The organism is Bradyrhizobium sp. AUGA SZCCT0169, assembly GCF_018130085.1.
Lineage (GTDB): Bacteria > Pseudomonadota > Alphaproteobacteria > Rhizobiales > Xanthobacteraceae > Bradyrhizobium.
Window position 1 is genome coordinate 15,665 of sequence record NZ_JAFCMC010000045.1, and the last position, 19,336, is coordinate 35,000.

17 protein-coding genes and 1 tRNA gene are annotated in these 19,336 nt (G+C 62.0%); 13 read left to right on the plus strand and 5 right to left on the minus strand.

Annotation, left to right across the window (positions count from 1 at the left end):
• Window positions 1-88: 88 nt before the first annotated feature.
• The 8 genes from JQ609_RS31195 (at window position 89) to JQ609_RS31230 (ending at window position 9,103) form a co-directional block, all read left to right on the plus strand.
• The gene (locus JQ609_RS31195; RefSeq protein ID WP_212276522.1) at window positions 89-1,375 is read left to right on the plus strand and encodes a sulfite oxidase; all 1,287 of its coding nucleotides are present in this window, start codon (window positions 89-91) and stop codon (window positions 1,373-1,375) included.
• A gap of 17 nt (window positions 1,376-1,392) precedes the next feature.
• Entirely contained in the window at window positions 1,393-1,722 is a 330-nt protein-coding gene (locus JQ609_RS31200; protein WP_249128619.1) for a hypothetical protein, read from the plus strand.
• 224 nt (window positions 1,723-1,946) lie between these two features.
• Window positions 1,947-3,662: an FAD-dependent oxidoreductase gene (locus JQ609_RS31205; protein ID WP_212276524.1), complete on the plus strand. Its 1,716-nt coding sequence runs from the start codon at window positions 1,947-1,949 to the stop codon at window positions 3,660-3,662.
• A 110-nt stretch (window positions 3,663-3,772) separates the two neighbouring features.
• Entirely contained in the window at window positions 3,773-4,240 is a 468-nt protein-coding gene (locus JQ609_RS31210) for a hypothetical protein (RefSeq protein WP_409411212.1), read from the plus strand.
• A 101-nt stretch (window positions 4,241-4,341) separates the two neighbouring features.
• Complete coding sequence (locus JQ609_RS31215; RefSeq protein WP_312014916.1) at window positions 4,342-5,850, plus strand: glucan biosynthesis protein G; 1,509 nt, start codon at window positions 4,342-4,344, stop codon at window positions 5,848-5,850.
• Complete coding sequence (gene mdoH / locus JQ609_RS31220) at window positions 5,838-7,997, plus strand: glucans biosynthesis glucosyltransferase MdoH (RefSeq protein ID WP_212276525.1); 2,160 nt, start codon at window positions 5,838-5,840, stop codon at window positions 7,995-7,997. Before JQ609_RS31215 ends, mdoH begins: the two co-directional genes overlap by 13 nt.
• Before the next feature lie 91 nt (window positions 7,998-8,088).
• Window positions 8,089-8,805 (plus strand): AzlC family ABC transporter permease, encoded by a 717-nt coding sequence (locus JQ609_RS31225; RefSeq protein ID WP_212211438.1) that lies wholly within the window; start codon window positions 8,089-8,091, stop codon window positions 8,803-8,805.
• Window positions 8,798-9,103, plus strand: coding sequence for an AzlD family protein (locus JQ609_RS31230; protein WP_212276526.1), 306 nt, complete (start codon window positions 8,798-8,800; stop codon window positions 9,101-9,103). Before JQ609_RS31225 ends, JQ609_RS31230 begins: the two co-directional genes overlap by 8 nt.
• A 123-nt stretch (window positions 9,104-9,226) precedes the next feature.
• On the opposite strand, the gene JQ609_RS31235 is transcribed toward JQ609_RS31230, so the two are convergent.
• Window positions 9,227-9,301, minus strand: a tRNA-Val gene (locus JQ609_RS31235).
• A 194-nt stretch (window positions 9,302-9,495) separates the two neighbouring features.
• On the minus strand, window positions 9,496-9,855 hold the full coding sequence (gene cpdR, locus JQ609_RS31240) for a cell cycle two-component system response regulator CpdR (protein ID WP_074823489.1): 360 nt from the start codon (window positions 9,853-9,855) through the stop codon (window positions 9,496-9,498).
• Window positions 9,856-10,196: 341 nt separating this feature from the next.
• On the opposite strand from cpdR, the gene JQ609_RS31245 reads away from it, so the two are divergent.
• From JQ609_RS31245 to JQ609_RS31265, 5 genes are all read left to right on the plus strand, one after another.
• Complete coding sequence (locus JQ609_RS31245) at window positions 10,197-11,084, plus strand: N-formylglutamate amidohydrolase (RefSeq protein ID WP_212276527.1); 888 nt, start codon at window positions 10,197-10,199, stop codon at window positions 11,082-11,084.
• A 619-nt stretch (window positions 11,085-11,703) separates the two neighbouring features.
• Complete coding sequence (gene hisN / locus JQ609_RS31250; protein ID WP_212211452.1) at window positions 11,704-12,483, plus strand: histidinol-phosphatase; 780 nt, start codon at window positions 11,704-11,706, stop codon at window positions 12,481-12,483.
• A gap of 149 nt (window positions 12,484-12,632) precedes the next feature.
• Window positions 12,633-13,160, plus strand: coding sequence for an isochorismatase family protein (locus tag JQ609_RS31255; RefSeq protein ID WP_212211453.1), 528 nt, complete (start codon window positions 12,633-12,635; stop codon window positions 13,158-13,160).
• Between the two features lie 88 nt (window positions 13,161-13,248).
• Complete coding sequence (locus tag JQ609_RS31260) at window positions 13,249-14,217, plus strand: tripartite tricarboxylate transporter substrate binding protein (RefSeq protein ID WP_212276528.1); 969 nt, start codon at window positions 13,249-13,251, stop codon at window positions 14,215-14,217.
• Window positions 14,218-14,791: 574 nt separating this feature from the next.
• Window positions 14,792-16,507, plus strand: coding sequence for a hypothetical protein (locus JQ609_RS31265; RefSeq protein WP_212276529.1), 1,716 nt, complete (start codon window positions 14,792-14,794; stop codon window positions 16,505-16,507).
• A 98-nt stretch (window positions 16,508-16,605) separates the two neighbouring features.
• On the opposite strand, the gene corA is transcribed toward JQ609_RS31265, so the two are convergent.
• The 3 genes from corA to JQ609_RS31280 all read right to left on the minus strand — a co-directional run bounded on the left by corA (window position 16,606) and on the right by JQ609_RS31280 (window position 19,323).
• Window positions 16,606-17,571 (minus strand): magnesium/cobalt transporter CorA, encoded by a 966-nt coding sequence (corA, locus tag JQ609_RS31270; protein WP_212276530.1) that lies wholly within the window; start codon window positions 17,569-17,571, stop codon window positions 16,606-16,608.
• A 21-nt stretch (window positions 17,572-17,592) separates the two neighbouring features.
• Window positions 17,593-18,444: a DUF4118 domain-containing protein gene (locus JQ609_RS31275; protein WP_212276531.1), complete on the minus strand. Its 852-nt coding sequence runs from the start codon at window positions 18,442-18,444 to the stop codon at window positions 17,593-17,595.
• 231 nt (window positions 18,445-18,675) lie between these two features.
• Complete coding sequence (locus tag JQ609_RS31280) at window positions 18,676-19,323, minus strand: glutathione S-transferase family protein (protein WP_212276532.1); 648 nt, start codon at window positions 19,321-19,323, stop codon at window positions 18,676-18,678.
• Window positions 19,324-19,336: the final 13 nt, after the last annotated feature.

Here is a 19,336-nt window from a genome sequence, read left to right on the forward strand (position 1 = left end):
GGCGGCAAAGCGCAAATACTCGCGTCAAGCGGGGCCGGGAAAGATTCCGGCTGAACCCGCAAGAAACAAGGACCGGGGGAGAAACGTTATGACGCATACGGAGCGAAAGGCCGCCAGCAGCGAGAACAGCATGCAGATCGATCGGCGCAGATTCCTGGGGACGACGGGTCTTGCTGCCTTCGGCGTCACCCTCGGCATTTCCGGCGGCGGCGCCGACTTTTCCGCCGCCTATGCACAAGGCACGGCGCCCGCGGCCGCCGCGCCGAAGGGGCCGCAATATCTGAAATTCCCCGGCAAGAATGAAAAGCTCATCCTGCTCGGCGACAAGCCGCTGGTGGCGGAGACGCCGGAGAGCCTGCTCGACGACGACACCACGCCGATCGAGAAATTCTTCATCCGCAACAACGGGCAGCTGCCGGACGAGACGAAGAATCCCGATGCCTGGAAAATCACCATCGACGGCGAGGTCAACAACAAGATCGAGATCACGCTCGGCGAGTTGAAATCGAAATACAAGGCGGTGACGCGGCGCATCGTGCTGGAGTGCGGCGGCAACGGTCGCGGGGCATTCTCGCCGCCGGCGCGCGGCAACCAGTGGAGCAATGGCGGGGTCGGCTGTGCCGAATGGACCGGCGTGCCGCTTGCCGATGTGCTCAAGAGCGCGGGGCTGAAGCCAAGCGCAAAATACACCGCGCATTATGCGGCCGACCTGCATCTGTCGGGCGACGCCAGCAAACCGAGCATCTCGCGGGGCGTGCGGATCGAGAAGGCGATGGATCCGAACACGCTGATCGTGTGGGCCATGAACGGCCAGCCGCTGCCGAACATTCATGGCGGGCCGGTGCGCCTGATCGTGCCGGGATGGCCGGGCTCGGCGTCGCAGAAATGGCTGACCAAGATCACTATCCGCGACAAGGAGCATGACGGCCCGGGCATGACGGAATTTTCCTATCGCGTTCCGATCAAGCCGATGATCCCCGGCGACAAGGGCGATCCGGCGAATTTCCGGATCCTGGAATCGATGCCAGCTCGCTCTGTCATCACCAGCCCGGCGAACGGCGCCAAGTTCGCGGCCGGGACGAAGGAGCTGAAACTGCGCGGCGCGTCATGGGCTGGTGATCTCACGGTGAAGCAGATCGACGTCTCGATCGACTTCGGGGCGAGCTGGCAGCGGGCCAAACTGGAAAAGCCGAAAAACAAGTATGATTGGCAGCGCTGGACCGCGAGCGTGAAGCTGGCTTCCGACGGCTATTTTGAAATCTGGACGCGCGCGACCGACTCCAAGGGGACGATGCAGCCGCACCAGGCCGGTTTCTGGAATCCGCAAGGCTATGGCGGCAACGCCATGCACCGGATCGCGGTGCTGGTGGGCTGATGCTGCGACCTTTGGGAATGGCTGTCGCCGCACTGCTGTGGATGACGCCGGCGATCGCCCAGACCGCCTTCACGCCGCGTGATGAAAGCCCGGAGGAATTTGCCGCCGGGACCGGCCGCGACGAGACCTTCTACGCCTGCACCGCCTGCCATGGCTTCAAGCTCGTGGCCCAGCAAGGTTTGACGCGCGCGCAGTGGGAGGACTCGATCAACCTGATGATCAGGCGGCACAACATGCCGCCGCTCGACGACAAGGATCGCGCCGTGGTCCTCGGCTATCTCGAAGCGGCCTATCCGCCGCGCGCTCCGGCGAGTCGCGGAGGCTGGCAGAACCCGTTTGCCAAGTGAGGTGCTCCTTATTTCCTTCTCCCCTTGTGGGAGAAGGTGGTGCGAAGCGCCGGATGAGGGGTCTCTATCCCCATCCAAGCCGTACCGTGGTGAAAGAACCCCTCACCCGTCTTCGCTTCGCGAAGCCACCCTCTCCCACAAGGGGAGAGGGGAGAAGCGCGCATTGACAGACAAATCTATCCGCCTCCAATGTCCGCCCAGAACAAGAACAATGGGTGGATCGCGTGGCGGGCAACGAACAACAAGAAACTTACGAATGCGACGTGCTGGTGGTCGGCTCGGGCTGTGCCGGCCTGTCGGCGGCGGTCACCGCGGGGCATCAGGGGCTCAAGGTCCTGGTCGTCGAGAAGGAGCCGCGCTTTGGCGGCACCACCGCGCGTTCCGGCGGCTGGCTGTGGATTCCCGGCACCTCGCTGGCCCGCAACTGGGGCATCGTCGAAAGCCCCGAGCAGGCGCGGACCTATCTGCGGCATGAGGCCGGAAATTCCTACGATGCCGCCCGCGTCGATGCGTTTCTGACCTCCGGTCCCGAAGCGGTGGATTTTTTCACCACAAAGACCGCGGTGCGTTTCGACATGCCGCTGACCTTTCCGGATTATCACGCAGAAGCGCCGGGCGGCACGCAAGGCGGCCGCTCGATGGTGACGCGGCCGTTCGACGGAAGTGAACTCGGCGAGCACCTCAAGGATATCGGCGCGCCCCTGCCCGAACTCACCGTGTTCGGCATGATGCTGGGCTCCGGCAAGGAGATCGTCCACTTCATGCGCGCGACCAAGTCGCTGACCTCGGCGCTGTTCGTCGCCAAGCGGCTGTCGAAGCATCTGGTCGACGTGATCCGCCACGGCCGCGGCATGAACCTCACCAACGGCAATGCGCTGGCCGGACGCCTCGCCAAATCGGCGTTCGATTTGAAGATCCCGCTATGGCTGGCGTCGCCGGTGCGCGAACTGATCAGCGATAGCGGCGCGGTGCGCGGCGCCATCGTCGAACGCGACGGGCGCAAGATTCGCATTCATGCAAAGCGCGGCGTCATCCTCGCCTGCGGCGGCTTTCCGCACGATGTGGCGAGGCGCAAGGCGATGTTCCCGCATGCGCCGACCGGCAACGAGCATTATTCGCCCGGCCCGATCGGCAACACCGGCGACGGCTTGCGTTTGGCGGAATCCGCCGGCGGACGCGCCGAGGATTCATTGCCCAACGCCGCGGCCTGGGTGCCGGTCTCGATCACCACGCGCAAGGACGGCAGCAAGGGCGTGATGCCGCATTTCATCGACCGCGCCAAACCCGGCGTGATCGCGGTGACGCGCGAAGGCGTGCGCTTTGCCAACGAAGGCAATTCCTACCACGACTTCGTGCAGGACATGATGAAGGTCGCAAAACCCGGCGAGGAGATCGCGGCGTTCCTGTTGTGCGATCATCGCGCCTTGCGCAAATACGGCCTTGGCTGCGTACCGCCGTTTCCGATGCCGCTCGGCCATCACTTGCGCACCGGCTATCTCAAGCGCGGCGCGACGCTGGCCGAACTCGCTGCGCAAGCGGGCATTGACGCCAGGGGACTCGAGGCGACGGTCGCCGAATTCAACAAGTCCGCCATCGATGGACAGGACCCGGCGTTCGGAAAAGGCTCGCGCGCCTACAACCGCTACCAAGGCGACGCGCTGCACGGCCCCAACCCCTGCATCGCGCCGATCAAGGACGGGCCGTTCTATGCGATCAAGATGGTGATCGGCGATCTCGGCACCTATGCCGGCATCCGGACCGACGCGAACGCCCAGGCGCTCGGCGCCGACGGCCAGCCGATCGCGGGCCTCTACGCTGTCGGCAACGACATGGCGAGCATCATGGGCGGCAACTATCCGGGCGCGGGGATTACGCTCGGGCCGGCGCTGACGTTCGGGTACATCGCGGGACGGCATATCGCGGGCAAAGGTTTGGCTTAGCCCGACTTCCGGGCTCTGCCCCGGGTCGACGTCCTCACCGAACGTGCAGTCCATTATGGAACGAATGCCGATCGGCTCGATTGTGCTTCGATCGAACCGGAGATCTCCTGGTGCGCACGTTCCGCCTGTTCACGGCTCTTGTTCCCGTTCTCCTCCCGGCGACCGTCCTGGCAGCCAACGTGGAGTGGCAGAGGTATGTAATCCCCAGCACCGGAACCAACGTCGAAATTCCGGTGACGATTTTCAGCACGGACGCCGAACTGCCGGATGGTGGAACCGGGCGGCGTTTCTACACCGACGATCGCCGCGCTGATTTGACCATCCAATCGGTTGCAAATCCCGAAAACGACTCGCCCGCGGCGTTTCTGGCGAAGAAGAATCCGCCGCCTGGCATCATCTACAAAAGAGTGACGCCGAACTTCTTCGTGGTGTCCAGCATCCGCAACGACCGGATTTGGTACAACCGCTGTAACCGTTCGGCCGGCTATATGAATTGCGTCCTGATCAATTATCCCGCCGCGGAAAAACGGCAATGGGACCGCGTGGTCACGCGAATAAGCCACACATTGGCCAACTAAGCCCTGCTGGAGCAGGAAAAACCGGCAATCAGGTTCCGTGCGCAGGAACCGTTATTGCTGCACTGCGTTGCTCATGGTCGCCAGCAACCACGAGTGATTTTGTGAACCGCAGAGATTTCCTTGCAGCTTCCGCCCTGCCGCTCGTATCGATCGCGGCGCCAGGACTCCTGACCTCCGCGCACGCGCAGCCGATGCCGTTCGACCGGTCTCTTGTGCGGCAAATGGCCCGTGATCTCGCCGGCAAAGCGTTCAAGGCGCCCGACAACAAGCTGCCGGATAATCTGAAGGATCTGGATTACGATCGTTACCGGGCAATACGGTTCTTGCCGGAACGCGCGCTCTGGCGCGGCGAAAAGCTGCATTTCGAAGCGCAGTTCTTTCATCGGGGATTTTTCTACGCCAACCGGGTCGATATCTTTGAGGTAAAGGACGGCCAGGCAGCGAAGATCGCCTACCAGCCCGACCTTTTTTCATTCGGCAAGCTGGCGCCGCCCGGCGCAGGTGTCGATCTCGGCTTTGCCGGCTTTCGGCTTCATGCGCCGATCAACAAGCCCGACTATTATGACGAGGTTTGTGTCTTCCTCGGCGCGAGCTACTTCCGGGCCGTCGCCAAGGGCCAATTGTATGGGCTGTCGGCCCGCGGGCTTGCGATCAACACCGGCGAAGCCAAGGGCGAAGAGTTTCCGTCGTTCAAGGCATTCTGGATCGAGAAGCCGGCAGCCAACGCCAAATCCATTGTGGTGCACGCCCTGCTCGACAGCGAAAGTGCGGCGGCGGCCTATCGCTTCACCATCCGGCCCGGCGATGCCACCGTCTTCGACGTGGAAATGGCGATCTATCCCAGAGTGAATCTGGAGCGCGCCGGCCTGATGCCGATGACGAGCATGTTCTTTTTCGGACCGAACGACCGCAAGGACGTCGACGACTTCAGGCCATCCGTCCATGATTCCGACGGGCTGTTCGTGTCCAACGGCCGCGGCGAGGAGCTTTGGCGGCCGCTGCACAATCCCAGGGATCTTCAGATCAGCGCCTTCGCCGACCTCAACCCGCATGGCTTCGGGTTGATGCAGCGCCAGCGGGATTTTCTCGCCTACCAGGACCTCGAATCCAGTTTCGAGCGGCGGCCAAGTCTGTGGGCGGAGCCGATCGGAGACTGGGGCGAAGGTTCGGTCAAGCTGATCGAAATTCCGACCAAGGAAGAAGTGCACGACAATATTGCGAGCTTTTGGCAACCCAAGGCCGCTTTGCAGGCCAAGGGCGAACACACCTACACCTATCGGCTGAACTGGGGCCCCGATATTCCGAAGCCGTCCCCGCTGGCGCGGTTTTCCCGAACCGGCATCGGCGCAAGAGGCGATAACGCGACGCTGTTCGTGCTGGACTTGATCGGCGACAAGTTGAAGTCCGTCGATCCAAAGGTTCTGCGGGGCGTTGTGACCGCGGAGAAGGCCAAGATCCAGAACATCGTTACCCAGCCGAATCCGGCCTCGGGCGGCTGGCGTTTGAGTTTCGAACTCCTGAAGGAGAAGAACCCCGTCGAGATACGCGCATCGCTCATGCAGGAGAACGAGCCGGTATCGGAGGTCTGGGTATATCGATGGACACCCTAGGGAAGGTCCACGGATCGCTTCAGCGCAGCGATCCCTCCAATCAATTCCTGCCGCGGGAGGCGCCAATGGAAATGGCGCTCCCGCAGCAGCAGCGCTTCCAACCGCAAGCCCAAGCCGCGGATTTCACGACGGCATGGCCCAGGCGCGCATGCATCCTTGCCGGCACCGTCATGCTGACCCTGGCCGGCTGCTACGAAATGTACCAGGTGCTCCAGGTCGGAGGCGTGACGATCCTGGAGTGGATGATCCTCGTGTTGTTCGTGCTGTTGTTTGCATGGATTGCGTTTTCCTTCACGTCGGCGATCGCCGGTTTCTTCGTGCTGCTGTTTCGACGCAAGGACGAACTCGGCATCGACGCCAGCGCGGCCCTGCCGGCGATCGAAAGCCGGACCGCGATGTTGCTGCCCACCTACAATGAGGACCCCTATCGCGTTCTGGCCCGGCTGCGCGCCATTTGCGAATCGGTCGAGGAAACCGGATACGCTTGCCAGTTCGACTGGTTCGTTCTGAGTGACACGACCGATCCCGGGATCTGGATCGCCGAGGAAAAGTGTTTTCTTCGACTCCGGCATGAAGCCGGGCCGTCAGCCAGGATTTTCTATCGTCACCGTCCGGAAAACACCGCGCGGAAATCCGGCAATATCGAGGATTGGGTCAGGCGGTTTGGCTCCGACTATGAGTGCATGCTTATTCTGGATGCCGACAGCCTGATGACGGGGGACACCATCGTGCGGCTTGTCGCCGCGATGGAGCAACATCGACACGTCGCGCTGATCCAGACGCTGCCGATCGTGGTCAACGCCAGAACGTTGTTCGCGCGATGGCAGCAGTTTGCCGGGCGGTTGTACGGTCCGCTGATCGCCGCCGGCATTGCCTGGTGGCATGGATCCGAAGGCAACTACTGGGGGCACAACGCCATCATCCGCATCAGCGCCTTTGCGCGCTACGCCGCCCTTCCCGAACTGAGGGGCCGCAAGCCGTTCGGCGGGCACATCCTCAGCCATGATTTCATCGAGGCCGCGTTCATGCGGCGTGGCGGCTGGGCCATCCATATGGCGCCCACGCTCGGCGGCAGTTACGAGGAATGCCCGCCATCGCTGCTGGATTTCGCCGCCCGCGACCGGCGTTGGTGTCAGGGCAATCTGCAACATCTGGCAGTGCTGCCGTCGCGCGGCCTGCACTGGGTCTCACGGCTCCATCTCCTGACCGGGATCGGATCCTACCTGACGGCGCCGCTCTGGTTCATCTTTCTGGGACTCGGCATCCTGGTCTCGTTGCAGGCGCAGTTTGTCAGGCCGGAATATTTTCCGAAGGGATTTTCGCTGTTTCCGACCTGGCCCGCGCAGGATCCGATCCTGGCGGCCTGGGTATTCGTCGCCACGATGGGCATGCTGATTCTGCCCAAACTGCTCGCCTATATCGTCATGCTCACCCATCGTGACGAGCGAAGAAAGTTCGGCGGCGGCTTTCGGGCCCTTGCGGGGATTTGCGCCGAGACATTCCTTTCGGGCCTGACGGCGCCGGTGATGATGGTCTTCCAATCGTCCGCGGTCGGAGAGATCCTGCTGGGGCGCGATGCCGGATGGCAGGTTCAACGCCGCGACGACGGCGTGGTGTCGCGTCAGGATACGCTTCGCAAATATTCGGTTCCGACATTCTTTGGCGTCGCGATGGCGATCAGCGCCTACGCGGTGTCGTTGCCGCTGCTGCTATGGATGATGCCGGTCATTCTCGGCCTCCTGCTTGCCATTCCGCTTGCCACGCTGTCTTCCTCGGCCAGCGCAGGCGCTGCTTCCAGCCTGTTCAAGACACCGGAGGAGACCTCGCCACCGCAGGTCTTGCTGCGGGCCAACGAACTGGCCAGCGCCTCGCACCGGGCGGTTTCCTGCCCGCTTCTCGAACTGCGCCGTGACGCCGACCTGCGCGAGGCGCATCTAGGCAATCTGTCCGGCCCAAGGCCGCGGAATCGCGGCGAGGTCGATCCGCATCTCGCGATCGCGCGCGCCAAGATCGAGGATGCCGAAACCTTCGACGAGGCGGCCACATTCCTCAGCCCACGCGAGACATTTGCCGCCCTGCATTCGCCGGCCGTTCTTGGCGCGCTGATGGATTTGCGACAGACGACCAATGAGCAGCGCAGGGATTGAAGGATACGACTGGTTGCAGTGGTGGATTGATACAACCGCAACAGGCGCCGACCCGATTGACCAAACCAGCGCTTCGCTTTCAAATAGCCGCATGGCGGCGCAGACGACGGCAACCGAATCGGCACAACGTCCACGCTTCACCGCAAAAGGCGTGTGGCGTGGCTGCGTTGAAATCGCACCGATCGCCGTATTCCTGATCCCGTTCGGCATCGCGTTTGGCGTCGCCGCTTCCGCCAAGAACATCCCGCCCGAAGTCAGCGTCCTGATGAGCATTGCGATCTATGCAGGCGCCTCGCAGTTCGCGCTGCTGGATCTCTGGTATGCGCCGTTGCCGCTGGCGACGCTGGCGCTCACCGTGCTCGCCGTCAACGCCCGGCACATTCTCCTCGGCGCGGCGCTCGCGCCGTGGCTGCTGCAGATTCCGGTCATGCGACGGCTGGGGGCGCTGCTCTGGCTCAGCGACGCCAATTTTGCCTATGCGATGTCCGCGCGCGAGCGGGGAGAAATCGACGCCGGCGTTCTGTTCGGCAGCGGCATCGCGATGTGGCTGATATGGATCGCCAGCACAGCGGTCGGCGCCCTCGCGGGTTCATTTCTCGGCGATCTCACGCGCTTCGGCTTCGATGCGGTCATGGTGACGTATTTCGCGGCCGTCGTCGTCGGCCAATGGAAGGGGGCCAAAGACCTGTATCCGTGGCTCGCGGCGGCGGCGGTCGCCGTGATCGGGACCTATGTTCTGCCGCCGGGCTGGCATATCATCGCGGGCGCGCTGGCCGGCGGGATCGTCGGAACCTGGCGCCATGGTTGATATTGTTGCGGCGGTGGCCGCTGTCCTGCTGCTGACATTGATCACGATGGCGACGCGGGTCGGCGGCGTCTGGATCATGTCTTACGTCGAAATCACGCCGCGCATCGAGGCGTTCCTCAAATACATGGCGGTATCGGTTCTGATTTCGATCGTCGTCCCGACAACGCTGGCCGCGGCGCCGCGGATCTGGATGGCCGTCGCGGCGGCCGCGATCGTGGCCGCCGTCACCCGCAGCGCGCTTAGCGCCATGCTGGTGGGCGCGGCCGTGGCGGCGGCGATGAAGAATTTGGGGATGTGAGGTGGAGCGGAGATCGCGGCGCCAGCCCGCCTACGCCAAGGGGCTTCGGCGAGGCAGCCTTCGCTCGCTTCGCTACGATACGTTCCGGCTTGCCGAGCCGTAGCTCGCGAAGCGAGCGAAGGCTGGTGGGCGCGACAGGGATCGAACCTGTGACCCCTACCATGTCAAGGTAGTGCTCTCCCGCTGAGCTACGCGCCCTAGATTGGGATGACCATCCCGCTCCAGCTTTGATCGTATTGGGTGCGGTCCGTATATCGGCTCCAAAGCGCCCCCGCAAGGACGCTTCTGGGTAATTTCCGGTGTGATTTCGAGGTAAAACTTCTTGTTTTGACGCGTTTTCTTCACGCGAACCGGTACCCACTTCGCTCGAAAACGCTTTTGAATAGTCCGAATCAGGCCGCCAGCATCTTGTTCACTTCGCTGACCAATTCGCGAAGATGGACCGGCTTGGCCAGCACCTTAGCGTTTTTCGGGGCTTCCGAATCGGAATTCAGCGCAACGGCCGCAAAGCCAGTGATGAACATGATCTTGATATCGGGGTCGAGTTCCGAGGCGCGGCGCGCCAGCTCGATGCCGTCCATTTCGGGCATCACGATATCGGTCAGCAGCATCTCGAACGGCTCCTCGCGCAGCCGCTGATAGGCCGACAGGCCGTTATCATGGGGCGAGACCTGAAATCCGGCGTTTTCCAGCGCCTTGACCAGGAAGCGGCGCATGTCGTTGTCGTCTTCGGCGAGGAGGATTTTGTGCATGGCGGTCTGTCGTCGAATCCGGCTTGGAGGGGCAGTCCGCACACTAAGCCCGACAGACGGTAAAGATCGGGTGAAAGGCAGCAGTGTGCAGGTCACGCAGAGCGGCGCTATTTCTGTACCGGAACGCGCCAGAGATCAATCAAGGCAGGCGTTTTCCGCATTTGAGATGTGTTCCAGCACCATTGCGGCTTTTTTCACTTGGCAGAATGATTGTGATTACCGACAATGCATTCTCATAAAATCTCTGGTTTTCCGGCAGAATCGGTTGCTCTATCGCGAGACTTGATCGACTGTCTTGATCGACTGCCTGGGAAGCACGGATCCAAGGACGGCGCCCGACGATGACCCAGTTTGATGGCGAACTGTCGCCTCCGTTCGAGATCGTGGAGCCGGCCAGCTGGCGGGGGCCGATCATCTTCAATTCCCCGCATTCCGGCTCGGTCTATCCGCTGGAATTCCTCAACGCGTCCCGGATCGATCTGGCAGCATTGCGCCGCTCCGAGGATTCGTTCATGGACGAACTGATCGCCGATTTGAGCGATCGCGGTTTTCCGACGGTGCGGGTCAATTTCCCGCGTTCCTATGTCGATGTGAACCGCGAGCCCTATGAGCTCGATCCGCGCATGTTTACCGGCCGGCTGCCGAGCTTTGCCAATACCCGCTCGATGCGGGTCGCCGGCGGTCTCGGCACCATCCCGCGCGTGGTCGGCGACGGTCAGGAGATTTACCGCGAGCGGCTCAATGTCGATGAGGCGCTGGGCCGGATCGAGGCGCTCTACAAGCCCTACCACCGCGCGTTGCGGCGGCTGATCAACAAGGCGCACCAGGCGTTCGGCACCGTGATCCTGGTGGATTGCCACTCGATGCCGTCGATCGGCGTGTCGCGCGACGAGCCGCGGCGGCCCGATATCGTGATCGGCGACCGCTACGGCACCAGCTGCGCCGCGCTGCTGCCCGACGTCGTCGAGGACGTCATGAGCGGGCTCGGCTATTCGATCGGCCGCAACAAGCCCTATGCCGGCGGATTCATCACCGAGCATTACGGCAACCCGGCAAGCGGATTGCACACCGTGCAGCTCGAACTCAACCGCGCGATCTATATGGATGAACGCCGCCGCGAGCGCTCACCGCGCTTTGCGCAGGTGGCCGCCGATTTCGCCGTTCTGGCCGACGCGCTGGCCACCGTACCGCTCGGCGACCTCGGGCCGTTCCAGGCCGCGGCGGAGTAAGCATCTCTCTCGTCATTCCGGGATGCGCCTCCTGGCGCAGACCCGGAATCCATTCGTCGACGTAACTTGCCGCCCGATAGATTCCGGGCGCGCGCTGCGCGCGCCCCGTAATGACGAGAAAGAGAAACCGGCTCCAAAAGAAAAAAGGGCCGCTTGAATGAACAAGCGGCCCAAGTCTAGGGAGGAAACGCCCAAGGAGGGCAGCGATAGGGCGAGGCCCTACCGCACCGCAACAATATGCGGCCGCGCTGCACAAAACGCAAGTCCTTTCGAAACTTTGCCAGCGTAATCCCGGCGAGGCTGGCCGTTATGCAACAGGTCAGTTAAATACAACTTTACTTTAATATTCAATGGCTTGCGAGGAGTATTCCGTGGGAACCCGGTGTTACGGAGCGGCCACAATTCACAAATCTCGATGTTGTGAATAGCCGTGTCACCAAAAATGCATGCCTAAACGAAGCCGATTCGAAACCCCAAGGGGGACCCTGAGTCGGATGAAGGGGGGCCCTTAGTCGGATGAGATGGGAATAACATTCCGTTAATCGTGCGCCCATCGCAGGATTGAGCTAGGCAAGAACGGGAACGCTTGAACATCCCTCCGCCCTTTCAAGGAACTGCCGTGACGGTCATCGATTTCACAGCCTTTATCGGCCGCCTCGCGACCGCCTCCGGCGAAACCATTCTGCCATTCTTTCGGACCTCGCTTTCGATCGACAACAAGAGCGCCAAGGATTTCGATCCCGTCACCGAGGCCGACCGCGCCGCCGAGGCTGTCATGCGCCGGCTGATCAAGGGCAACTTTCCCCAGCACGGCATCGTCGGCGAGGAATTCGGCAACGAGCAGGAAAACGCCGAATATGTCTGGGTGCTCGATCCGATCGACGGCACCAAATCCTTCATCGCGGGATTCCCGATCTGGGGCACGCTGATCGCGCTGATGCACCGGGGCACACCGGTGTTCGGGATGATGCACCAGCCTTATATCGGCGAGCGTTTTTCCGGCGACAGCGGCTCGGCGCATTATTCCGGCCCTTCCGGCGAGCGGAAGCTTTCCGTGCGGCGCTGCGCCTCGCTGAAGGATGCGACCTCCTACACCACCAGCCCGCTGCTGATGAACGCCGCCGACCGGGCCGCCTTCGGCCGCGTCGAAGAGGCGGTGAAGCTGACGCGCTATGGCGGCGATTGCTATTCCTATTGCATGCTGGCGGCCGGTCATCTCGACCTCGTGGTCGAGACCGAGCTGAAACCCTATGACATCGCCGCCTTGATCCCGATCATCACCGGCGCCGGCGGCATCGTCACCACCTGGGACGGCAAGCCCGCCCAAAGCGGCGGCCGCATCATCGCCGCCGGCGACGCCCGCGTGCACGAAGCGGCGATGAAACTACTCAACAGCTAGCGCATTCTTTTTAAAGACGATCTTCGGGCAAACACTTGGTGTTGCCCCCCGGAAAACCGGTTCCACCCCGCATCGAGTGCGGGGCAGGCTTTTTCCTCGGGACAAACGGTTTGGCCGGCGATCGTGCTCCAGGCCACGGAAGGCACCGCATGGACGCACTGCTGATCGTGGACATGCAGGTCGGGCTGCGGAGCGGCGATCCCAAGCACGATCTGCCAGGGGTCATCGACCGCATCAACCGGCTCGCCGCCAGCGTGCGCGCGCAGTCCGGCATGGTCATCTTCATTCAGCACTGCGGCGATGCCGGTGACGATTTCGAACCGCAATCGCCGGGCTGGGCGCTGCTTCCCGAACTCATCAGGGATCCAGCCGATGTCGTCGTTCAGAAGAGCATGAACGACCCCTTCGCCGGCGCCGAGTTGCAGGCCCGCCTCGGCAGGATCGCACCCGACCGCGTGCTGGTGACCGGCTGGGCCACCGATCTGTGCGTCGATGCGACCGTCCGATCCGCCGTCTCGAACCAGCACAACGTCGTCGTAGTGACCGATGCCCACACCTTGAGCGACCGCCCCCACCTCGATGCGGTCAGCGTCATGCGGCATCATCATTGGGTCTGGTGCAATCTCATTTCCCAAAAACCCGTCCGCCTCGCGGCCACCGACGAACTCGTGCCTTGACCAAGCGATGACGTAACCCGGGGTACAAAAAATCTGCTATAAGCCGCGACGCGACAGACGCTTTAGACATCTGCGCAGGGAGGCTTGCATGAGGATTTGGGGCGCGCTGGCGACCGGATTGTCGCTGCTGCTATTGCCGGCCGCGGGCTCAGCACAGGATTTTCCAACCAAACCAATCAAACTGATCGTGCCGTTCCCACCCGGCGGGCCGAACGACATCATCGCCCGCGTGGTCGGCCAGCGCATGTCGGAACTGGTCAAGCAGCCGATCGTGATCGAAAATCGCAGCGGACAGGCCGGAGTGCTGGGCACCGACGCGGTCGCGAAAGCTGCGCCCGACGGCTACACCATCGCCATCACCAGCGCGAGTTCGCTCGTCATCAACCCGTCGCTTGAGAAAATGCCCTACGACGTGCGGAAGGAGCTCGCACCGGTCACGCTTGTTGTGACCGTGCCGGAAATGCTGGTCGTTGCCAGCAACGTTCCGGCCAACAACATGGCCGAACTGATCGCCCTCGCCAAGGCGCAGCCCGGCAAGCTCAATTTTGCCTCCGCCGGCGTCGGCGGCCTGCCGCATCTGGCCGGCGAACTGTTCAAGCTGACCGCAAAACTCGACATCGTGCATGTGCCGTATCGCGGCGCCGCGCCCGCCATCAACGACCTGCTCGGCCAGCAGGTGCAGATGACGTTCCTCGACCTGCCGGTGATCCTGCCGCATATCAAGGCGGGCTCCCTGAAGCCAATTGCATTGGGCGCCCCCACCCGCGCCCCGACCGCGCCCGACGTGCCGACCACGGCGGAAGTCGGCATGCCCGATCTGTTGATCGAGAACTGGTACGGCATGATCGCGCCGGGCGGCACGCCCGAGAAGATCATCACTGAGCTGAACCGCATCGCCAACGAGGCGATGGCCGATCCGAGCGTCAAGGCAAAACTCGCCGATCAGGGCCTCACGGTTGCCGGCGACAGCCCGGAACATTTCCGCGGCTTCATCGACTCTGAAATCAAGAAGTGGTCGAAGGTGATCAAGGAGGCCGGACTGGAGACGGCGAAGTAATTCTCTCCAGGCGTAATTCTCTTCAAGAACGGCGCTGTGCTCACGCCTTGCTGCCGCTCTCGTTTCTGCGCGGGAGGCAGAAAAAAGACGCCGCAACGAAATCTTTCTGGCATCTCCGCCAACACCAGGCGCTACTAGCGGCGAGTCATTGCGCGCGGGCCAGACACCTGCCCACCTGCTGCTCGCAGTAGCGCATGCATTTGTTCTGATGTCCTCGCCAGTCACCGCCCCCGCCAGTGGGGTTGGCACATCTGCCAACGCAATTTGCCGCTCGGTCCTCGCACCGCAAGGGTGAAACTGCTTCTGCCCGTGCATTGAGGAGCATTCCGGTGCCGATGAAGGTGATGGCAAAGAAAAGGTGCCGTATCATGTGACCTCCTGAGAAAAGCATGAGACGCTCGCCAGCCTACTCCTTTCGGGAATGTCGTCTATTGGCCTTTGCGGCATTCCCGCTGCAATGCGGAATTTGGCGTCGTCCGCTTTCGGCGTGCGACAGCAACGCGCGGACAGTGCTTGGTGCTTTTGCGGTATGGTTCAGTATTCTGGCCTCCAAACCGAATGTCGAGGACGCGCCATGGTGTCGCAAAGGATCGGCGGGCTGGACTCCAAGGTGGACTCCAAGGCGCGCCTGGCATCGGACCCGATCGAATCCACGCCCGAATCCACACCGCTGGTGCGTACGTTTCACCAGATCCTGCTCTGGCCGCTTCAACTGCTGCCGCTGAAGGAAGGCTCGCAGATCCATCATCACTGGGAGCTGCTCGAGAAGGATGCCGGCCGGATCTGGAAGGAAGTGGATGACGAATTCTGCGCCGATCCCGACGCCTTCCAGGAACGGCACTATCGCGAGTTCGTGACGTTCCTGCCCTATGTGCAGCGTCTGCTCTACGGCGAAGGCGCCAAGCGCCGCTCCATGGCCGCCTACGGCGAATCCCCGATAAAAGCCTACCGCCGGACGGACGTGGCAGCGGTGAGGATACTCTTCCCCGAACGGGACGCACCTGTGGTGTTCGACGTCCGGCACGTCGATCTCTACTTTTTCTATGACGTCGACCTTGTCATTCTTGCCGTCGAAGTATCCGGCTCCGACGTGCCGCTCGACGTGGTGCAGGACTCGCTGCACCGGTTCGGCCGCGCCTATCCCGCGGGCTGGACCGCAGAGGGAGACGGCATCAACTGCCCCCGCAAGGTGGAATGGCTGGCGGCAGACGGGCGCGTGCTCGCGGTGTCGGACTACGAGGACAGAAAACAGTATCTGGCATCGGTGTGTCGCGAGCGGGCGCCGCCGCTCGCGGCGCACTGGCAATATTTGCTCAACCCGATGGCGGCCCATCACTCCGATCAGGCGGGCGCGCTGCGGTTCCGCCAACTCGAATATTACCGCATGCCGTTGATGGCTTATCTCGCCGTCGAACATCCGGAGCAACTGACGCGGGCAGACTTTGCCCGGCTGGCCTACGCGAACGCGCCCGGCGACCGGCATGCGCTGCCCTACTCCGAGAAATATCTGGCGAGCTTCGAAGAAAACCATTGCTACGACAGGTACTATGACGAAACGCAATCCGACGCCCGGCTGCGCACACGCGTGATGTGTTGCGATCACGCGTTCCTCATCGTCGGCGACGCCGCGAGGCCCGTATTCCTGGATGCGGAGCGCGGCGTTCTTGGCCAGTTCCGTCATCAGTTCTTTCTGCTGGCGCTGATCGCGCACATGCACAAGGGCGCCTTGCTGATGATATCCGACCGCCTGGTGCACGCTGTGACGCGCCTCAATATCGAGCAGCAGGAAACCGTGCGACGATTCCGCGCCGAGATCAGGGGCCTACTCGAAATATTCCTTCGCTTCACCCACCGCTACTGGTTTCACGACGTATCGGAGCACGTGCAGACGCGCGAGGTGTTCCACGCCCTGGTCAAACACCTCGGCACCGACCGCCTGTACGTCGATATTCGCGAAGAGCTGAAGGATATGGGCGCCTATCTCGACAGCGATCTGCTGCGTCGCCAGTCGAACATCTTCCTCAGGCTGACCGTCGTGACCATGATCGGCCTGATCGGCACCACCACGACAGGCTTCCTCGGCATGAGCAGCCTGATCGCCGCAACCGACCATCATCTCGCGGCGAAGGCAATTTACGTAGCCGTAACGGCAACCGCTTTCGCCGCGCTCACGCTCTATACGCTGGCAAAGTCGCAGCGCATTGCCGGTTTCCTCGATGCGCTGACCAACGAACGATTGCCGCTGCGAACGAAGGCCGACGCATTGCTGGATATCTGGCGCAAGAAGTGATGACTTATTGCCGCTTTTGGCGGGATAGCGGACATTCGGCCGCAGCGTGATCTATCAATTGCCCCCAACTCGGTCATGCGGCGAACCACAAACTCGTATCAGAGCCATCGAGCGCGTTTGAAACGCGCATAAAGCACCGCGCAAAGCAGGGCGATAATTCCGACCACGACAAAGTAGCCGTACTGCGTCTTCAACTCGGGCATGTTTTCGAAATTCATGCCGTAGATTCCGGCGATCGCGGTGGGCACGGCCAGGATCGCGGCCCACGCGGCCAGCTGCCGCGTAATCGCGCTCTGACGCTGCTGCTCCAATAGATTGCTCACTTCGAAGACCGAGGTCAGCACGTCTCGCAACGAGTTCACCATCGCCTCGACGCGCCGCACGTGGTCCAGGACGTCTTGAAAATAGGGCCGGGCGTTGGCATCGAGGCACGGTGTCTCAAGGTGGACGAGCCGGCCGCAGACCTCCATCATGGGGCCGATAATTCGCTGAAAGCGGATCAGTTCCTGACGCAGCCCGAACAGCCGTTTGACGTCTGCGCGACTGAGAAAGCTGTCAAGCGCGCTTTGCTCCATCTTGAGAACGTGTTCCTCGATCGTCTCGACCACCGGCAGGTATCCATCAACGATGAAGTCGAGGATGGCGTGCAGGACATAATCCGGACCATGTCTCAGCAAGCTGGGAGCCGCTTCGAGTTGGGCGCGCAGTTCGCTGTGCGCCCGCGCCGAGCCATGCCGAACCGTAATGATAAAATTCTTTCCGACAAAGATCGCTGTTTCGCCATAGGCGATGTGATCCTGCTCAAGATGAGCCGTGCGCGTCATGACAAACAGCTGGTCGCCGTAGACGTCAACTTTCGGCAGTTGGTTTGCCTTGAACGCGTCCTCGATCGCGAGCGGATGAAGCCCGTAGTTCTTCTCGAGTTGCTCAAGCTCTCGTTTCGAAGGCTCGAACAACCCGATCCAGACAAACTCGGGCTTGCCCTTGCAATCGATGGGCTCGTCCAGCGAAACGGCCCTTGCACTCTTGCCGTTGCGATACAGGTGGGCAGCCACGACGCTCACAACGAACTTCCTCCGGACGACCTATTCAGCGGGGCTTCCAGCCCGTGCATGTTGACGATCTAGCACCAGGGCCAAAACACTCGCAACGATGTTGACGAGCGTATCCGGCGCCGAAGGACGTTCATCCGGGTCGAACGCCAGTCCAATGACGGCATTCGGGCCTCCGGCCGTCTTTACGGGCCAAAAGTCGAAGCGCGACGCCAGATTCGGATAGACTTCGCCACGCTGGACAGTTCCCGTCGACAGCGATGATCGCGCCGCATTCAGTTCGGCCTCCTGGGGTTCCACGTCGCCGGCTGCCTTGAGGGAAACGACCCTGTCCCCGGTAACAAGCATCACGACAGCGGGAACCTGGAAGATCGCTTCAAGGGCCTGGGAAGCGATCGAGACGATCGCGTTGGTATCGTCGGCCGCGACGACGTCACGGCTATAGTTTTGCAGCGCCGTCGCCTGCCTTCTTAACGAGGCCGCCTCGATCGCCCTCCGGCCAGAGGTGAAGGCAACGCCACTCGCAATGAGGCCGACCACGAACAATAGCCCGATCGCCCAGATGTTTGCCACATCGTCGACGGCGAGTGAGTAGCGAGGATCAATGAAGAAGAAATTGAAAGCAAGGGCGCCAAGGATCGCCGAACAGAGAGCCGGTCCGAGGCCGAGGCTAACGCCCGCGATGATCACCGGTACGACGAATACGAGCGACAAATTGGGGATCGCGATCTTGCTGTCCACACCGATCGCGACGACCGTCGCGAGGGCGATCATTGCGATTGCAGCAAGGTAGCGCATCACCGGCGAAGCTATCGGGCCCTGGAGGCTATCGGTATCGGACGCCGGTGCAATGTCCAACGGCAGCTTCGATTCAATATCGACCATCGCTTCGACTCCTGGCTGGGACGCAGGGCCACGAACAAAGAGCGCCAGCAGTACGGCGAGGCGCACTCTCCATTCCGCTCGGTAGTGACTTCCGACAGCACGATAGAGATTGGTCCGTTGGCATATAAAGTCGATATGACAAAGCTGCGCGCGATATAGGAATCTCATAAGCGCTGATGGCCGCTGTTCGCCGTCGGGCTGCCGGAATGTCGCCGATTGGCGAGGAGGCCCTCAGTAATCCAGCCGCCCGAATAATTCCCCGAACGGAATCATGATGTGGGTCCGGTACGCCTCGCGCGTTTGCAAGGCGCGATACCAGCGCTCGACCTGCGGCAATGACGGGCGGTCGATTTCCAGCTCGAAGTAACGGTAGAGCGACGTCCCGGCCGTGATGTCGGCAAGCGACAAGGCCTCGCCGAGCAGGAAGCTACGCCCCTCCAGCAACCGGTCGAGTTTTTCGAAATCCCTGGCGCAACGCGCCAATGCGGCCTTGATCGCCGGCCAGTTTCGCTTGTCTTCCGGTGTCCGGTAAAATCCCCAGAACACACCGGTGAGGAAATCCGGTTGCAGCGCGGTTTGCGACCAGTCCATCCAGCCGTCGACCGCGCCGCGGACGACGGGATCATCGGACCAGAAGCTTCCAGCGCCGTGGCGCGCGGCCAGATAGCGGAGAATCGCATGCGATTCCCACACAATGGTCTCGCCGTCCTTGATCACGGGAATGCGGCCGTGCGGGTTCATCGCCAGAAACGCCGGCGCATCGAGTCCGCCCGCCGAGCCGCCGGCGTCGATATGTTCATGCGCGAGTTCAAACTCACCGATCAGCCACATGACTTTCTGGACGTTGAATGAACTGCGGCGTCCCCAGACCTTGAGCATTCTCTTTCTCCAA

Coding starts and splice junctions, on each gene's coding strand:
- JQ609_RS31225 (WP_212211438.1), top strand. CDS start 8,089: ATGGCGGCGCAGACGACGGCAACCGAATCGGCACAACGTCCACGCTTC.
- JQ609_RS31280 (WP_212276532.1), bottom strand. CDS start 19,323: ATGCTCAAGGTCTGGGGACGCCGCAGTTCATTCAACGTCCAGAAAGTC.
- JQ609_RS31260 (WP_212276528.1), top strand. CDS start 13,249: ATGAGGATTTGGGGCGCGCTGGCGACCGGATTGTCGCTGCTGCTATTG.
- JQ609_RS31265 (WP_212276529.1), top strand. CDS start 14,792: ATGGTGTCGCAAAGGATCGGCGGGCTGGACTCCAAGGTGGACTCCAAG.
- JQ609_RS31275 (WP_212276531.1), bottom strand. CDS start 18,444: ATGGTCGATATTGAATCGAAGCTGCCGTTGGACATTGCACCGGCGTCC.
- mdoH (WP_212276525.1), top strand. CDS start 5,838: ATGGACACCCTAGGGAAGGTCCACGGATCGCTTCAGCGCAGCGATCCC.
- JQ609_RS31245 (WP_212276527.1), top strand. CDS start 10,197: ATGACCCAGTTTGATGGCGAACTGTCGCCTCCGTTCGAGATCGTGGAG.
- JQ609_RS31195 (WP_212276522.1), top strand. CDS start 89: ATGACGCATACGGAGCGAAAGGCCGCCAGCAGCGAGAACAGCATGCAG.
- JQ609_RS31200 (WP_249128619.1), top strand. CDS start 1,393: ATGGCTGTCGCCGCACTGCTGTGGATGACGCCGGCGATCGCCCAGACC.
- JQ609_RS31255 (WP_212211453.1), top strand. CDS start 12,633: ATGGACGCACTGCTGATCGTGGACATGCAGGTCGGGCTGCGGAGCGGC.
- cpdR (WP_074823489.1), bottom strand. CDS start 9,855: ATGCACAAAATCCTCCTCGCCGAAGACGACAACGACATGCGCCGCTTC.
- JQ609_RS31230 (WP_212276526.1), top strand. CDS start 8,798: ATGGTTGATATTGTTGCGGCGGTGGCCGCTGTCCTGCTGCTGACATTG.